Raw genomic sequence first — 15,226 nt, forward strand, 5'->3', positions numbered from 1 at the left:
TAGGACGTCGCCAAGCAACTAAACACGAGTCAAATGACTCGTGTTTTTTCGTGTTTTCTTTTATAATCCATAGTAATTAAAAAAATATGCTTAAATAATTACTATTTTGATTAAATGCAGGGGAATGTGGCTAGGATAGTGAATAAGCAAAAGAGTTGCAAATTTTATTAATACGTATATAATTAAAGTCAAAGATAGTCAAAGTCAATAAAGGTGGCGGATAAATGAGAAATATATCTGATATCATTGAGCAATATCTAAAGCAAGTTATTGACTTAAGTAATAATAATGTGATTGAAATCAAAAGAAATGAGATTGCGGATCGATTCGAGTGCGTACCATCTCAAATCAATTATGTAATCAATACCCGTTTTACATTAGAAAGAGGATTTGTAGTAGAAAGTAAACGTGGTGGAGGAGGTTACATTCGCATTATAAAAGTCAAACTGCATGATGATATAGACATTATTGATCAAATGCTTCATATGATTGATCATAGCGTTGCACAAGGGAATGCAGAGAGTATGATTATACGTTTATTAGAAGAGGGAATCATAACAGGCCGTGAAGCAAAATTAATGTTAAGTGTACTAGATCGTTCTGTATTATCAATGGATATTCCTTCTCGAGATGAACTTAGGGCTCGAATATTATGCGCAATGTTAAGAACACTGAAATATAAATAAATACAGCTTTTGTAAAAGAATGATAATTAAGATAGGGCAGTTAAATATTGTAGAAGTTTTGAAAAAGAGCATGTACTTTTATCTGAGTGGATTAAGGAAAGAGGACAATCTAGTAATGTATGAAAAGTATCATGAGGTAGATCGTTCCTGTTGTAAAGGTGGGGATATTGATGACTTGTCAAAACTGTAATATAAGACCAGCAACTTTACATTATACAAAAGTAATCAACGAGAAGAAGGCGGAAGTTCATCTTTGTGAGCAATGTGCGGAGCAAAGTGGCTATACGTCTTTCTTTCAATCATCACAGTCTAACTTTTCATTTCATGATGTATTTGCTGGTTTATTACACGGTGAATCAACAATGTTTGGAGAAGGAAAAAACGGGTTTTCAAATACAAATACAGTAAGATGTCCAGATTGTAAGATGACATATGAACATTTTACAAAAGTGGGACGCTTTGGTTGTGCTTCTTGTTACGATACATTTAAAGGACACTTAAACCCATTGTTAAAGCGACTTCATGGTGGACATACAGAACATTGTGGAAAAATTCCGGAACGAATGGAAGGAAATGTCCACTTAAAGAAAGAATTAGATGAACTAAAACTTATTCTGAAACAATATGTACAGAATGAGGAGTTTGAGAAAGCTGCTGAGGTAAGAGATGAAATTCGAGGGCTTGAAACTCAGCTTAGTGAGCATAGAGAGGGGGAGTAGTTCTATGTCACTGGACAAAATTATGAATGAAGCGATTAGTCCATGGATGAAGGGGGATGGCCCTGATTCTGATATTGTTTTAAGTAGTCGAATTCGTTTGGCTCGTAATTTTAAGCAATATCAATTTTCTACTATGCAAAACGAAGAGGAAGCTCAACAGGTTCAAGAATTATTTAAAAAGAAATTTATAAATAAATCGGTAGAGCCCTTTGGGAAGTTTGGATTATTAAAAATGAATGAATTAACGCCTCTTCAAAGGAGAGTTTTAGTCGAAAAGCATTTAATTAGTCCAAATCTCGCAGGGACCGAATATGGAGCATGTCTGTTATCAGAAAGCGAACACATTAGTGTGATGCTTAATGAGGAAGACCACATTAGGATTCAGTGCCTATTTCCAGGGCTACAGTTATCAAAGGCGCTTCAAAGCGCTAATCAAATAGATAATTGGATTGAGAAAGAGGTTGAATATGCTTTTGATGAATCACTTGGATATATTACGAGTTGTCCTACTAACGTTGGTACAGGATTAAGAGCTTCTGTAATGATTCATTTACCAGGGCTGGTTTTAACAAAAAGAATTAGCCGTATTATACAAGTAATTCAAAAATTAGGGTTAGTAGTAAGAGGAATATACGGTGAAGGTAGCGAAGCGTTAGGTAATATATTTCAAGTATCAAATCAAATGACGCTAGGGAAATCCGAAGTAGATATTATTGCAGATTTAAAGAGTGTCATGCAGCAAATTATACAACAAGAAAAATTGGCCAGAGAATTAATTGTACAAAATTCGAGTATTGAGCTTGAAGATAAGGTTTATCGTTCTTACGGTATACTAGCAAACAGTCGTTTAATTCAATCTGCAGAAGCGGCAACTTGCTTATCGGATGTACGACTCGGTATTGATCTAGGATATATAAAAGGTATATCGAGAAATATTTTGACTGAGCTAATGGTTCTTACGCAACCTGGTATTTTACAACAATATGCAGGAGGACCTTTAGGACCAGAAGAAAGAGATTATCGAAGAGCAACCTTAATCCGTGAGCGATTACGTATTGAAAAAAACTAAGCGCAAGTAGGAGGCGATTTCTATGATGTTTGGAAGATTTACAGAAAGAGCACAGAAAGTATTAGCTTTATCTCAAGAGGAAGCAATTCGCATTGGGCATAATAACATTGGAACAGAACATATTTTACTTGGGCTTGTACGCGAAGGTGAAGGAATTGCAGCAAAAGCGTTAATTGCTCTTGGATTGAGCCCGGAGAAAGTGCAAAAAGAGGTAGAAGCGTTAATTGGACGTGGAACAGAAGCTTCTCAAACTGTACATTATACACCTCGTGCTAAAAAAGTTATTGAATTGTCTATGGATGAAGCGCGTAAGCTAGGACATTCTTACGTTGGAACAGAACATATTTTACTTGGCTTAATCCGTGAAGGTGAAGGTGTAGCGGCACGTGTATTAAATAATTTAGGTGTAAGCCTCAACAAAGCAAGACAACAAGTGTTACAACTTCTTGGAAGTAACGAAGCAAGTTCAGGTCACCAAGGTGGTTCATCGACAAATGCAAATACACCGACACTAGACAGTTTAGCGCGCGACTTAACAGTTGTTGCACGTGAGAATCGTTTGGATCCTGTTATTGGACGTAGTAAAGAAATTCAACGTGTAATTGAAGTGTTAAGCCGTAGAACAAAAAACAATCCAGTGTTAATTGGAGAGCCTGGTGTAGGTAAAACAGCAATTGCTGAAGGGTTAGCACAGCAAATCGTAAATAATGAAGTTCCTGAAACGTTAAGAGATAAGCGTGTTATGACACTAGATATGGGAACAGTGGTAGCTGGGACGAAATATCGTGGTGAGTTTGAAGATCGTTTAAAGAAAGTAATGGATGAAATACGTCAAGCAGGGAATATTATTCTATTTATTGATGAACTTCATACATTAATCGGTGCAGGTGGAGCAGAAGGTGCAATCGATGCATCGAATATTTTAAAACCATCTTTAGCACGCGGAGAATTACAATGTATTGGTGCGACAACTTTAGATGAGTATCGTAAATATATTGAAAAGGATGCAGCTTTAGAGAGACGTTTCCAGCCAATTCATGTTGATGAGCCGAGTCTAGAAGAATCGACTCAAATCTTGAAAGGGTTACGCGATCGTTATGAGGCGCATCACCGTGTGTCTATTACAGATGATGCAATTGATGCAGCTGTAAAACTTTCAGATCGTTATATTACGGATCGTTTCTTACCAGATAAAGCAATTGATTTAATTGATGAAGCTGCTTCAAAAGTTCGCTTGCGTTCTTATACAACACCACCAAACTTAAAAGAGCTTGAAGTGAAGCTTGAGGAAATTCGAAAAGAAAAAGATGCGGCTGTACAAAGTCAAGAGTTTGAAAAGGCTGCTTCCTTACGTGATATGGAACAACGCTTACGTGAGAAATTGGAAGATACAAAACGTCAGTGGAAAGAACAACAAGGAAAAGAAAATTCAGAGGTTACGGTAGAAGATATTGCAAATGTCGTTTCTACATGGACACGTATCCCTGTTTCTAAACTTGCACAAACAGAGACTGATAAATTATTAAACTTAGAATCCATTCTTCATGATCGTGTCATCGGTCAGGATGAAGCTGTAGTGGCTGTAGCGAAAGCTGTTCGTCGTGCAAGAGCAGGATTGAAAGATCCGAAACGTCCAATTGGTTCATTTATTTTCTTAGGGCCAACAGGTGTAGGTAAAACAGAATTAGCAAGAGCATTGGCAGAATCTATGTTCGGTGATGAGGATGCAATGATTCGTATTGATATGTCTGAGTATATGGAGAAACATTCAACTTCTCGCTTAGTTGGTTCTCCTCCAGGATATGTTGGGTATGAAGAAGGCGGACAATTAACAGAGAAGGTTCGTCGTAAGCCTTATTCAGTTGTCCTATTAGATGAAGTAGAGAAGGCACATCCTGATGTATTTAATATTCTACTACAGGTATTGGAAGATGGTCGTTTAACTGATTCTAAAGGACGTACAGTTGATTTCCGTAATACGATTGTTATTATGACGTCTAACGTTGGTGCTGAGGCGTTAAAACGTAACAAACATCTTGGATTTAACGTACAAGATGAAAGCCGTGATTATTCGGATATGAAAGGTAAAGTAATGGATGAGCTGAAAAAGGCATTTCGTCCAGAATTCTTAAACCGTATTGATGAAATTATCGTATTCCATATGCTTGAGAAAAAACATATTCAAGAAATTGTGACTCTTATGGTAAATCAGTTAGTGAATCGCTTAAAAGAACAAGAAATTGAATTGCACTTAACAGAAGGAGCGATTGCAGCTATTGCTGATAAAGGGTTTGATCGTGAATATGGTGCTCGTCCACTACGTAGAGCAATTCAGAAGCATGTAGAAGATAGACTATCGGAAGAACTTTTAAAAGGTGCTATTGAGAAAGGTCAAAAAGTTATCTTTGATGTAGAAGGGGAAACATTTGTCATTCATAGTGCTGAAAAGGTAAAATAAGTATAGACAAACTAAGAGGGCTACGAGATAGCCCTCTTTCTTGTACGAGAAGGTCAAATGTTTATAGATGAAAGCGAAGTGAAATATAAAAAGATATGGCTAAAAAGAAAACAAAATTCACATGTCAAGAGTGTGGTTATCAATCACCAAAATATATGGGTAAATGTCCAGGGTGTGGTCAATGGAATTCGCTTGTTGAAGAGATGGAACCCGTTGTATCATCTAGACGCCTAAATTATGCAAATGCAATTCAAACAGAAGTAACAAAACCAAGACGTCTTACAGAAGTAGAAACAAAGTCTGAGGCACGTATTGAAACGAAATTTCAAGAGTTTAACCGTGTACTAGGTGGCGGAATTGTAGATGGATCTTTAGTACTTATTGGTGGGGACCCTGGGATTGGAAAATCAACGTTATTATTACAGATTTCCTCGCAATTAGCAGATGCTTCATATGATGTATTGTATATATCAGGTGAGGAGTCAGCAAAGCAGATTAAACTTCGTGCAGATCGTTTACATGTAAATGGTAGTAATCTATTTGTTGTATCAGAGACAGATTTACAGCGTATTGCAGCACATATTGAAGAGATGAATCCTGCTTTTGTTGTTATTGATTCTATTCAAACGATACATTTACCTGAGGTGACATCAGCTCCTGGTAGTGTGGCGCAAGTACGTGAATGTACAGCAGAATTAATGAAACTTGCAAAAACAAAGGGAATCCCAATTTTCATCGTAGGACATGTGACAAAAGAAGGTGCAATTGCGGGGCCGCGTATGCTAGAACATATGGTCGATGCAGTTCTTTACTTTGAAGGAGATCGACACCATACATATCGTATTTTACGAGCTGTAAAGAATCGTTTTGGTTCTACGAATGAAATGGGTATCTTTGAAATGAAAGAACTTGGCCTTGCAGAAGTCTTAAATCCTTCTGAAATTTTCCTTGAGGAAAGACCAGTTGGAGTTGCAGGTTCAACAGTAGTTGCCTCAATGGAAGGAACAAGACCAGTTTTAGTAGAAATACAGGCATTAATTTCCCCTACTAGTTTTGGAAATCCTCGAAGAATGGCGACAGGAATTGATCATAATCGTGTCTCGCTTATTATGGCGGTACTAGAGAAAAGAACAGGTTTACTATTACAAAATCAAGATGCGTATTTAAAAGTAGCTGGTGGTTTGAAATTAGACGAACCGGCAATTGATTTAGCTGTCGCCTTAAGTATAGCTTCAAGTTTTAGAGATAAATCTACGGCACCAACTGATGCGGTAATAGGAGAAGTTGGATTAACTGGAGAAATAAGAAGAGTATCAAGAATTGAACAACGTGTACAAGAAGCAGCTAAATTAGGATTTCAACGTGCTATCATTCCTAGAAAAAATTTAGGGGGATGGACAATTCCAGAGGGGATTGAGGTTGTAGGTGTTTCTAATTTGGGAGAAGCGCTTCGTTTGACATTAGGAGGCTAGGCTATGGAAGAAAATAAGCAACGTGTCAAAAGTATGATTAACATTTTACAGCTCGTGGCCCCAGGAACACCACTGCGCGAAGGGATAGATAATGTACTTCGCGCACAAACGGGGGGACTAATTGTTCTTGGGTATAATGAGCAGATTAAAAGCATTGTTGATGGTGGTTTTCATATTAATTGCGCATTCTCTCCTGCTAGTTTATATGAATTAGCAAAAATGGATGGAGCACTTATTTTAAATGAAACTGGAAGTAAAATTTTAATTGCAAACGCACAGTTAGTTCCAGATTCATCTATTGATTCTATTGAAACAGGTATGCGTCACCGAACAGCAGAGCGTGTAGCAAAGCAGACGGGCAGCCTTGTTGTGGCCATTTCACAAAGACGTAATGTAATTACGCTATATCAAGGGAACTTACGTTATACATTAAAAGATATAGGTGTCATTTTAACGAAGGCAAATCAAGCAATTCAAACGCTAGAAAAATATAAGGCTGTATGGAATGACGGCATTACGAATTTGGGTATTCTAGAATTTGAAGAGGTCGTTACAATGTCCGAGGTGGTTCACGTTTTACATAGTGTTGAAATGGTGCTGCGTATTAAAAATGAAATATTGAGCTATATTCATGAGTTAGGAACAGAAGGTAGGTTAATTCGTTTACAGCTTACAGAATTACTAGCTGATTTAGAGGCAGAGGCAGCATTGTTAATTAAAGATTATCACCAGGAGAAAACACAAGACCATCATCAAATCTTGAAAAAGTTACAAGATCTTGCAAATACACAACTTTTAGAGGATAGTGATTTAGTTAAATTGCTTGGCTATCCAGGACAAACAAGTTTAGAAGAAAGTGTGACACCTAGAGGGTACCGAATCACAAGCAAGATTTCTCGTGTTCCGCCACTTATTATCGAGAATTTAATTAATCGATTTAAAACATTGCAAGGTGTTTGCCGAGCAACTATTAATGAATTGGATGATGTGGAAGGAATTGGAGAAGTGAGAGCGAAGAAAATACGAGAAGGTCTAAAAAGAATTCAAGAGCATCTCTATATGAGTAGACACAATTAAGAATATTACATTGATTCTATAATATAACGACACTAGAACATTTTTGGTATATGATATGATATATTGGTAAATAAAACTATTTACAAAAAAACACGTCCGCTTTTGCATTCGGCGTTTTGATTAGCGAAACAATGGTTAATAATGAGTAGGAGGTGGTTGGATGTTAAAACGGATTGTACAGCTCTTCTTTTTAGTGATCGGGGGAGCGTTAGGGATTTACTTAATCCCAAAAATTATTAATGTATTAGATATCGGTGCGGTTCCTTTGTTGGAAGGATCGTATGTTCGTGCAATTATTGGTGCAATTATTTTATTTTTAACAACATTTTGGCTTGTAGATTATATTGTTCAACTTATTAAGCATATTGAAGAGGCTCTTGTAAAGGCGCCTGTAGCAGATGTTTTATTTGGTACATTAGGATTAATCTCTGGTCTTATTGTTGCATATTTAATTTTGATACCAATTCGTGAATTTACAATTCCAGTTATTAGTACGGTGTTGCAAGTGTTCTTCACCCTTTTACTTGGATATTTAGGATTCCAAGTAGGATTTAAAAAGAGGAATGAATTGCTAGGATTATTTACATTACCCCAACGCGGAGGTAAGAAGAAAAACAATAGTGAGAATGAAGAGGTAGAGGTCGAAGCAGAAAAATCTACGACTCATTGGAAAATTCTCGATACGAGTGTAATTATTGACGGACGTATTGCAGATATTTGCCAAACAAAGTTTTTAGAAGGAACAATTGTCATTCCGCAATTCGTATTAGAAGAGCTTCAGCATATTGCCGATTCTTCAGATGCTTTAAAGCGTAATCGTGGCCGCAGAGGGCTAGACATTTTAAATCGTATTCAAAAGGAGATGCCAATTCCGGTAGAAATTTATGAAGGCGATTTCGATGATATCCAAGAAGTAGATAGCAAGCTTGTAAAGTTGGCAAAAATCACTGGTGGAACTGTAGTAACAAACGATTTCAATTTAAACAAAGTTTCTGAATTACAAGGGGTTACGGTGTTAAACATTAATGATTTAGCTAATGCGATTAAACCAGTCGTACTCCCTGGTGAAGAATTAAGTGTTTATGTTGTGAAAGATGGTAAAGAACAAAATCAAGGTGTTGCATACTTAGATGATGGTACGATGATTGTAGTAGAAGATGGTAGAGAGTATGTGGGTTCACAACTTGACGTACTTGTTACTAGCGTATTACAAACATCGGCTGGTCGTATGATTTTCGCAAAACGTAAATTGCTAGAAAAAGCATTATAAGTAGAGGATTATTAATATGTATACATTAATTATTCCGGCAGCGGGCCAAGGAAAACGAATGGGTGCTGGTAAAAATAAGTTATTTTTACTTATAGATGAAGTACCAATTATTGTGCACACATTGCGTGCTTTTGAAAAAGATAAAGCGTGCAAAAGTATTATTATGGCAATTAACGAAGAAGAACGCCCGTATTTTGAAGAGTTAATGCAGAAGTACCAGATTGAAAAGCACGTACAATTCATTCAGGGTGGAGCCGAAAGACAAGATAGCGTCTATAACGCACTTCAGTATGCGAGTGGTGTCGAATATGTTCTTGTGCATGACGGGGCGCGCCCGTTCGTAACGAATAAAGTGATTCGCGATGTATTAACTGCAGCAGAAAAATATGGAGCTTCCATTTGTGCAGTGCCAGTAAAAGATACTGTTAAGAAAGTAGAGCAGGGTGTTGTTGTAGAAACGGTAGAGCGATCTCAACTCAACGCTGTACAAACACCACAAGGATTCTCTGTTTCTCTTTTGCTAGAAGCTCATAGAAGCGCAAAGCAAAGTTGTTTTCTTGGCACAGATGATGCAAGTCTTGTAGAACGTGTTGGGAAGCAAGTAGGTGTAGTAGAGGGGAGTTACTATAATATTAAAGTGACGACTCCGGAAGATCTATTAATTGCTGAAAGTTTCCTACGTGTTCAAAAGAAATAACATTGATGACGTGTTAATAAAGAAAAGCTCGGCAACAGCCGGGCTTTTCTTTATAAGGATAGCGATATAATATAGAGTCATAAAGCTCAGTAGTTTAGCTTAAGGAGGAAGTAAGGATGTTTCGAATTGGACAAGGTTTTGATGTACATGAATTTGCGGAAGGGCGCCCGTTGATTATCGGTGGAATTACAATTCCACACGAGAAAGGATTAATCGGCCATTCAGATGCAGATGTATTGTTACATACGATTGCTGATGCATGTTTAGGTGCGATTGCAGCAGGAGATATCGGAAAGCATTTTCCTGATACAGACCCAGCTTTTAAAGATGCAGATTCAGCTGTATTGTTACAAAAAGTTTGGGAATTTGTGCGTGAACAAGGTTACGAGTTAGGAAATTTAGATTGTACAATTATTGCTCAAAAACCAAAAATGGCACCACATATTGAGAGTATGCGTAAGCGCATTAGTGAACTGTTAGAAACGTCTATCGATAACATTAATGTAAAGGCAACAACAACAGAAAAATTAGGATTTACAGGTAGAGAAGAAGGGATTGCTTCTCAAGCGGTTGTTTTATTACAGAAAAAATAATGGTTTTTAATTCGTAAGATGGATAATCACATTTTTTTGGTGTACAATTATAGAATGTGTTGACATTAAGAATGGAAGGTGTACCAATTATGGAAAAGCAAGTGAGAGTGCGCTACGCGCCAAGTCCAACAGGACACTTACATATCGGAAATGCGCGTACGGCATTATTTAATTATTTATTTGCTCGTCATTTAGATGGCAAATTTATTATTCGTATTGAAGATACTGATGTAAAACGTAACGTGGCTGGTGGAGAAGAAAGCCAATTAAAATACTTGAAATGGCTCGGTATGGACTGGGATGAAGGTGTTGATGTTGGTGGTGAATTTGGACCATATCGCCAAACAGAGCGTTTAGATATTTATAAAAAATTATATGAAGATTTATTAGAGCGTGGTCTAGCTTATAAATGTTATATGACAGAAGAAGAGCTAGAAGCAGAGCGTGAAGGACAAATCGCTCGCGGTGAAACACCTCGTTACGCAGGTAACCACCGTGAATTAACTGAAGAACAAGTGAAAGAATTTGAAGCTGAGGGACGTATTCCAAGTATTCGTTTCCGTGTACCAGCTAATCGTGACTACACATTCAAAGATATTGTAAAAGATGAAGTTGCGTTCCATTCAAATGATTTCGGTGATTTTGTTATTGTGAAAAAGGATGGAATTCCAACTTATAACTTTGCAGTAGCAGTAGATGATCATCTAATGGAAATTACACATGTACTTCGTGGTGATGATCATATTTCAAATACACCGAAACAAATGATGATTTATGAAGCTTTCGGCTGGGATATTCCACAATTCGGTCATATGACTCTAATTGTTAATGAAAGTCGTAAAAAGTTAAGTAAGCGTGATGAATCTATTATTCAATTTATTGAGCAATATAAAGAGCTTGGGTATCTTCCAGAAGCAATCTTTAACTTTATTGCACTACTAGGTTGGTCTCCGGTAGGAGAAGAAGAAATCTTCTCTAAAGATGAGTTTATCAAAATGTTCGATGCAGCTCGTTTATCAAAATCACCTGCATTATTTGATTCTCAAAAACTAAAATGGATGAACAACCAGTATATGAAAAAGCAAGATTTAGATACGGTTGTAGAGTTAAGCTTACCGCATTTAGTGAAAGCTGGACGTGTGGGAGAAACTTTAAGCGAACAAGACCAAGCTTGGATTCGTGATGTAATTGCTTTATACCATGAACAAATGAGTTTTGGAGCTGAAATTGTAGAGCTTTCTGAAATGTTCTTTAAAGATCATGTTGATTATGAAGAAGAAGGACAAGAAGTATTAAATGGTGAACAAGTACCTGAAGTACTTCGTGCATTTGCTGGTCAAATAGAAGCTCTAGAAGCAATGGAGCCAGCAGCAATTAAGGCAGCGATTAAAGCAGTTCAAAAGGAAACAGGACATAAAGGTAAAAATTTATTTATGCCAATCCGTGTTGCAACTACAGGACAAACGCATGGTCCAGAGCTTCCGAATGCTATTGCACTTCTTGGAAAAGAAAAAGTTTTAAATCGTCTTCAAAAAGTAATTGGTTAACATTTTCTAGGTTTAGAAATATAATAAGTATACCTAAAACCTAATAAGGAAAAGCGACGAGAAGGAGAAGTAGAAAATCAGGCTTTTTACAGAGAGAACCACCTTTAGGCTGGGAGTGGTTTATAAGCGGATTTTTGAAATGCCCCTTCGAGTCTTCTGCTGAACAGCGAATTGCTTCGTGGGATGTCTTAGGCCGCAAAGTAAGCAGAAGCGGTTTACACCGTTATCATGGATGAGTTTGAGGCTTTTTTAAGCCTAAACAGAGTGGAACCGCGCTTAAAAGGCGTCTCTGTCAATATGACAGAGACGCCTTTTTTTTATACCGTGTAAATAGGTATGAATATAGAATTTATCTCCTTATATAAAGAATTAGGGGAGAAGTGATGAGTTAGGGGAGTTAGTTCGCTCGACAAAAAAGCAGCCCATAAAGGGGAGGGAACACCGATGTTTAAGAGGCTTCGGGAAGATATTGAAGTCGTTTTTGAACAGGATCCAGCGGCAAGAGGTTATTTCGAAGTCATTTTAACTTACTCTGGATTACATGCAGTTTGGGCCCATCGAATTGCACATGCTTTTTATAAAAGAAATTTTTTCTTTCTTGCACGTTTTGTTTCACAAGTGAGCCGCTTTTTTACTGGCATTGAGATCCATCCAGGAGCAACAATTGGTCGACGTTTTTTCATAGATCATGGAATGGGAGTTGTAATCGGAGAAACTTGTGAAATTGGTGATAATGTAACGATTTATCAAGGGGTTACATTAGGTGGTACAGGAAAAGAAAAAGGAAAGAGGCATCCAACAATTCAGGATAATGTATTAATTGCGACGGGTGCTAAAGTTCTTGGTTCTATTACTGTGGGAGAGAATTCTAAAATCGGAGCAGGGTCTGTCGTATTAAAAGAAGTTCCTGCACATTCTACAGTTGTAGGTATACCTGGCCGTGTCGTTATTCAAAATGGAGTAAAGATTGGTCAAGAATTAAATCACTCTGACCTTCCGGATCCGATTTTTGATAAATTAAAGGCTATGGAAGTAGAACTTGATAAATTGAAAAAACAATTGGAATTAAAGGTAGAAAGGAAGGATAAAAATGACTATTCACATTTATAATACGTTAACACGTCAAAAAGAAGAGTTTGTTCCATTAGAAGAAAATAAGGTAAAGATGTATGTATGCGGACCTACAGTTTATAACTACATTCATATTGGGAATGCAAGGCCTCCTATGGTATTCGATACAGTGCGTCGTTATTTAGAATACAAAGGATACGATGTGCAATATGTATCTAACTTTACGGATGTAGATGATAAATTAATTAAAGCGGCAAATGAATTAGGTGAAGATGTACCGACAATTGCTGATCGTTTTGTTGAAGCGTACTTTGAAGATGTAACAGCACTAGGTTGCAAACACGCAACAGTTCATCCTCGTGTAACAGAAAATATGGATATCATTATTGAATTTATTCAAGAACTTGTGAATAAAGGGTATGCATATGAATCAGAGGGTGATGTGTACTTTAAGACGAAGGAATTCGAAGGTTACGGTAAATTATCACATCAACCAATCGCAGATTTACGTCACGGTGCTCGTATTGAGGTAGGGGAAAAGAAACAAGACCCTCTTGATTTTGCTTTATGGAAAGCTGCGAAAGAAGGAGAAATCTTCTGGGAAAGCCCTTGGGGGCAAGGACGTCCAGGATGGCATATTGAATGCTCAGCAATGGCGCGTAAGTACTTAGGGGATACAATTGACATTCATGCTGGTGGTCAAGACTTGGCTTTCCCACATCATGAAAATGAAATTGCGCAGTCAGAGGCATTGACTGGAAAAACGTTTGCACGTTACTGGATGCATAATGGATATATTAATATTAACAATGAGAAGATGTCTAAATCGCTTGGTAACTTTATTTTAGTTCACGATATTATTAAGCAATACGACCCGCAGTTAATTAGATTCTTTATGTTATCAGTACACTATCGTCACCCGATTAACTTTAGTGAAGAGTTATTACAAAGTACGAATAATGGACTGGAAAGAATTAAAACAGCTTATGGAAACTTAAAGCATCGTATGGAGAGTAGTACGGATTTAACGGACCATAATGAGAAATGGTTAGCTGAAATAGAGAAATTCCAGACTGCATTTGAAGAGGCAATGAATGATGACTTTAACACTGCAAATGCAATTACCGAATTATACAACGTAGCAAATCATGCAAATCAATATTTACTTGAAGAGCATACATCTAAAGTTGTGATTGAAGCATACGTAAAACAACTGGAAACGTTATTTGATATTTTGGGATTAGAATTATCAAAAGAAGAATTACTGGATGAAGAAATTGAAGAGCTTATCCAAAAGCGCATTGAAGCTCGTAAAAATCGTGATTTTGCATTGTCTGATCAAATTCGTGACGATTTAAAAGAACGTAATATTATTTTAGAAGATACTGCTCAAGGTACAAGATGGAAAAGAGGATAAGGATGATCGATGCAAAGCAATTAAACAGCTTGGCGTTAGCGTATATGGGTGATGCGGTATACGAACAATATATCCGCTATCACCTCCTTCAAAAAGGAAAAGTTCGCCCTAATCAATTACACCGCTTAGGGACGAGCTTTGTTTCAGCAAAAGCACAGGCGAAAGTTGTTTATCATTTATTAGAGACGGCATTTTTGACAGAGGAAGAAGAGGCGGTATTAAGAAGAGGGCGTAATGCAAATTCAGGTACAGTTCCGAAAAATACAGATGTACAAACATATCGACATAGTACAGCCTTTGAAGCGCTAATTGGTTATCATCATTTATTAAATAATCGTGAAAGATTAGACGAAATTGTATATAAGGCAATTGCAGTTTTAGAAGAAAAGGAAGGGGGCACATCATCATGACTAGTGAATATATTATCGGACGTAACCCTGTAATTGAAGCGTTAAGATCAGGGAGAGATATTAATAAAATTTGGATCGCAGAAGGTGCTGCCAAAGGACAAGTACAAATTGTACTAGCGTTAGCGAAAGAAAATAAGATTATTTTACAACATGCACCAAAGAAAAAGTTAGATCAATTAGTTGAGGGTAATCATCAAGGTGTAATTGCTCAAGTAGCTGCATATCAGTATGCAGAGTTAGAAGATTTATTCAAAGTGGCAGAAAAACGTAATGAAGATCCATTCTTCTTGATTTTAGATGAGATTGAAGATCCGCATAACCTAGGTTCTATTATGCGTACTGCTGATGCAACAGGAGCTCATGGAATTATTATTCCGAAGAGAAGAGCTGTGGGACTTACAGCATCAGTTGCGAAAGCATCAACAGGAGCGATTGAATACATTCCTGTTGCGCGCGTAACAAACTTATCTCGTACAATTGATGAATTAAAAGAGCGTGGACTTTGGATTGCTGGTACAGATGCCAAAGGGAAAACGGATTACCGTAATTTAGATGGTACAATGCCGATTGGGTTAGTAATTGGTAGTGAAGGAAAAGGTATGAGTCGTATTATTGGTGAAAAGTGTGATTTCTTAATCACTTTACCGATGGTTGGTAAAGTTACATCCTTAAATGCTTCAGTAGCCGCAAGTTTGTTAATGTATGAGGTATATCGTAAACGTCACGAAATTGGTAAATAA

Annotated in this window: 14 protein-coding genes and 1 other annotated feature; all 14 genes read left to right on the forward strand. The window is 37.1% G+C overall.

The annotated features are described in order from the left end of the window. The first annotated feature begins 224 nt into the window (after window positions 1–224). The 14 genes from ctsR to rlmB all read left to right on the forward strand — a co-directional run bounded on the left by ctsR (window position 225) and on the right by rlmB (window position 15,226). Window positions 225–686 (forward strand): transcriptional regulator CtsR, encoded by a 462-nt coding sequence (gene ctsR, locus DN401_RS28210; protein WP_001244565.1) that lies wholly within the window; start codon window positions 225–227, stop codon window positions 684–686. A gap of 170 nt (window positions 687–856) precedes the next feature. Then, a complete protein-coding gene (locus DN401_RS28215) occupies window positions 857–1,405 on the forward strand; it encodes a protein-arginine kinase activator protein McsA (RefSeq protein ID WP_000128400.1) in 549 nt (182 codons plus the stop codon). A 4-nt stretch (window positions 1,406–1,409) separates the two neighbouring features. Beyond that, a complete protein-coding gene (locus DN401_RS28220) occupies window positions 1,410–2,474 on the forward strand; it encodes a protein-arginine kinase McsB (RefSeq protein WP_000050843.1) in 1,065 nt (354 codons plus the stop codon). 22 nt (window positions 2,475–2,496) lie between these two features. Beyond that, window positions 2,497–4,932 carry an ATP-dependent protease ATP-binding subunit ClpC gene (gene clpC / locus DN401_RS28225; protein ID WP_000971183.1) on the forward strand — a complete coding sequence of 812 codons (2,436 nt, stop codon included), beginning with the start codon at window positions 2,497–2,499 and terminating at the stop codon, window positions 4,930–4,932. Between the two features lie 95 nt (window positions 4,933–5,027). After that, window positions 5,028–6,404, forward strand: a complete 1,377-nt coding sequence (gene radA / locus DN401_RS28230; RefSeq protein WP_001085202.1) for a DNA repair protein RadA — start codon at window positions 5,028–5,030, stop codon at window positions 6,402–6,404. 3 nt (window positions 6,405–6,407) lie between these two features. Beyond that, the gene (gene disA, locus DN401_RS28235) at window positions 6,408–7,481 is read left to right on the forward strand and encodes a DNA integrity scanning diadenylate cyclase DisA (RefSeq protein ID WP_000392163.1); all 1,074 of its coding nucleotides are present in this window, start codon (window positions 6,408–6,410) and stop codon (window positions 7,479–7,481) included. 160 nt (window positions 7,482–7,641) lie between these two features. Beyond that, window positions 7,642–8,751 carry a PIN/TRAM domain-containing protein gene (locus DN401_RS28240; RefSeq protein ID WP_000919677.1) on the forward strand — a complete coding sequence of 370 codons (1,110 nt, stop codon included), beginning with the start codon at window positions 7,642–7,644 and terminating at the stop codon, window positions 8,749–8,751. A gap of 16 nt (window positions 8,752–8,767) precedes the next feature. Beyond that, entirely contained in the window at window positions 8,768–9,448 is a 681-nt protein-coding gene (gene ispD / locus DN401_RS28245; RefSeq protein ID WP_000288284.1) for a 2-C-methyl-D-erythritol 4-phosphate cytidylyltransferase, read from the forward strand. Window positions 9,449–9,564: 116 nt separating this feature from the next. Beyond that, window positions 9,565–10,041 carry a 2-C-methyl-D-erythritol 2,4-cyclodiphosphate synthase gene (ispF, locus tag DN401_RS28250; RefSeq protein WP_000488386.1) on the forward strand — a complete coding sequence of 159 codons (477 nt, stop codon included), beginning with the start codon at window positions 9,565–9,567 and terminating at the stop codon, window positions 10,039–10,041. An 89-nt stretch (window positions 10,042–10,130) separates the two neighbouring features. Beyond that, the gene (gene gltX, locus DN401_RS28255) at window positions 10,131–11,588 is read left to right on the forward strand and encodes a glutamate--tRNA ligase (protein WP_000415146.1); all 1,458 of its coding nucleotides are present in this window, start codon (window positions 10,131–10,133) and stop codon (window positions 11,586–11,588) included. A gap of 47 nt (window positions 11,589–11,635) precedes the next feature. Then, window positions 11,636–11,882 (forward strand) — a binding site (T-box leader). A gap of 150 nt (window positions 11,883–12,032) precedes the next feature. Further along, window positions 12,033–12,698 carry a serine O-acetyltransferase gene (gene cysE / locus DN401_RS28260; protein ID WP_000476497.1) on the forward strand — a complete coding sequence of 222 codons (666 nt, stop codon included), beginning with the start codon at window positions 12,033–12,035 and terminating at the stop codon, window positions 12,696–12,698. After that, a complete protein-coding gene (cysS, locus tag DN401_RS28265) occupies window positions 12,679–14,076 on the forward strand; it encodes a cysteine--tRNA ligase (protein ID WP_000152276.1) in 1,398 nt (465 codons plus the stop codon). The genes cysE and cysS overlap by 20 nt, the downstream gene beginning before the upstream one ends. A 2-nt stretch (window positions 14,077–14,078) precedes the next feature. Continuing rightward, window positions 14,079–14,486, forward strand: a complete 408-nt coding sequence (locus DN401_RS28270) for a Mini-ribonuclease 3 (RefSeq protein ID WP_000564261.1) — start codon at window positions 14,079–14,081, stop codon at window positions 14,484–14,486. Next, on the forward strand, window positions 14,483–15,226 hold the full coding sequence (gene rlmB, locus DN401_RS28275) for a 23S rRNA (guanosine(2251)-2'-O)-methyltransferase RlmB (protein ID WP_000200237.1): 744 nt from the start codon (window positions 14,483–14,485) through the stop codon (window positions 15,224–15,226). The genes DN401_RS28270 and rlmB overlap by 4 nt, the downstream gene beginning before the upstream one ends.

Source organism: Bacillus sp. BF2-3, from assembly GCF_008368795.1.
GTDB classification, from domain to species: Bacteria; Bacillota; Bacilli; order Bacillales; family Bacillaceae_G; genus Bacillus_A; species Bacillus_A cereus.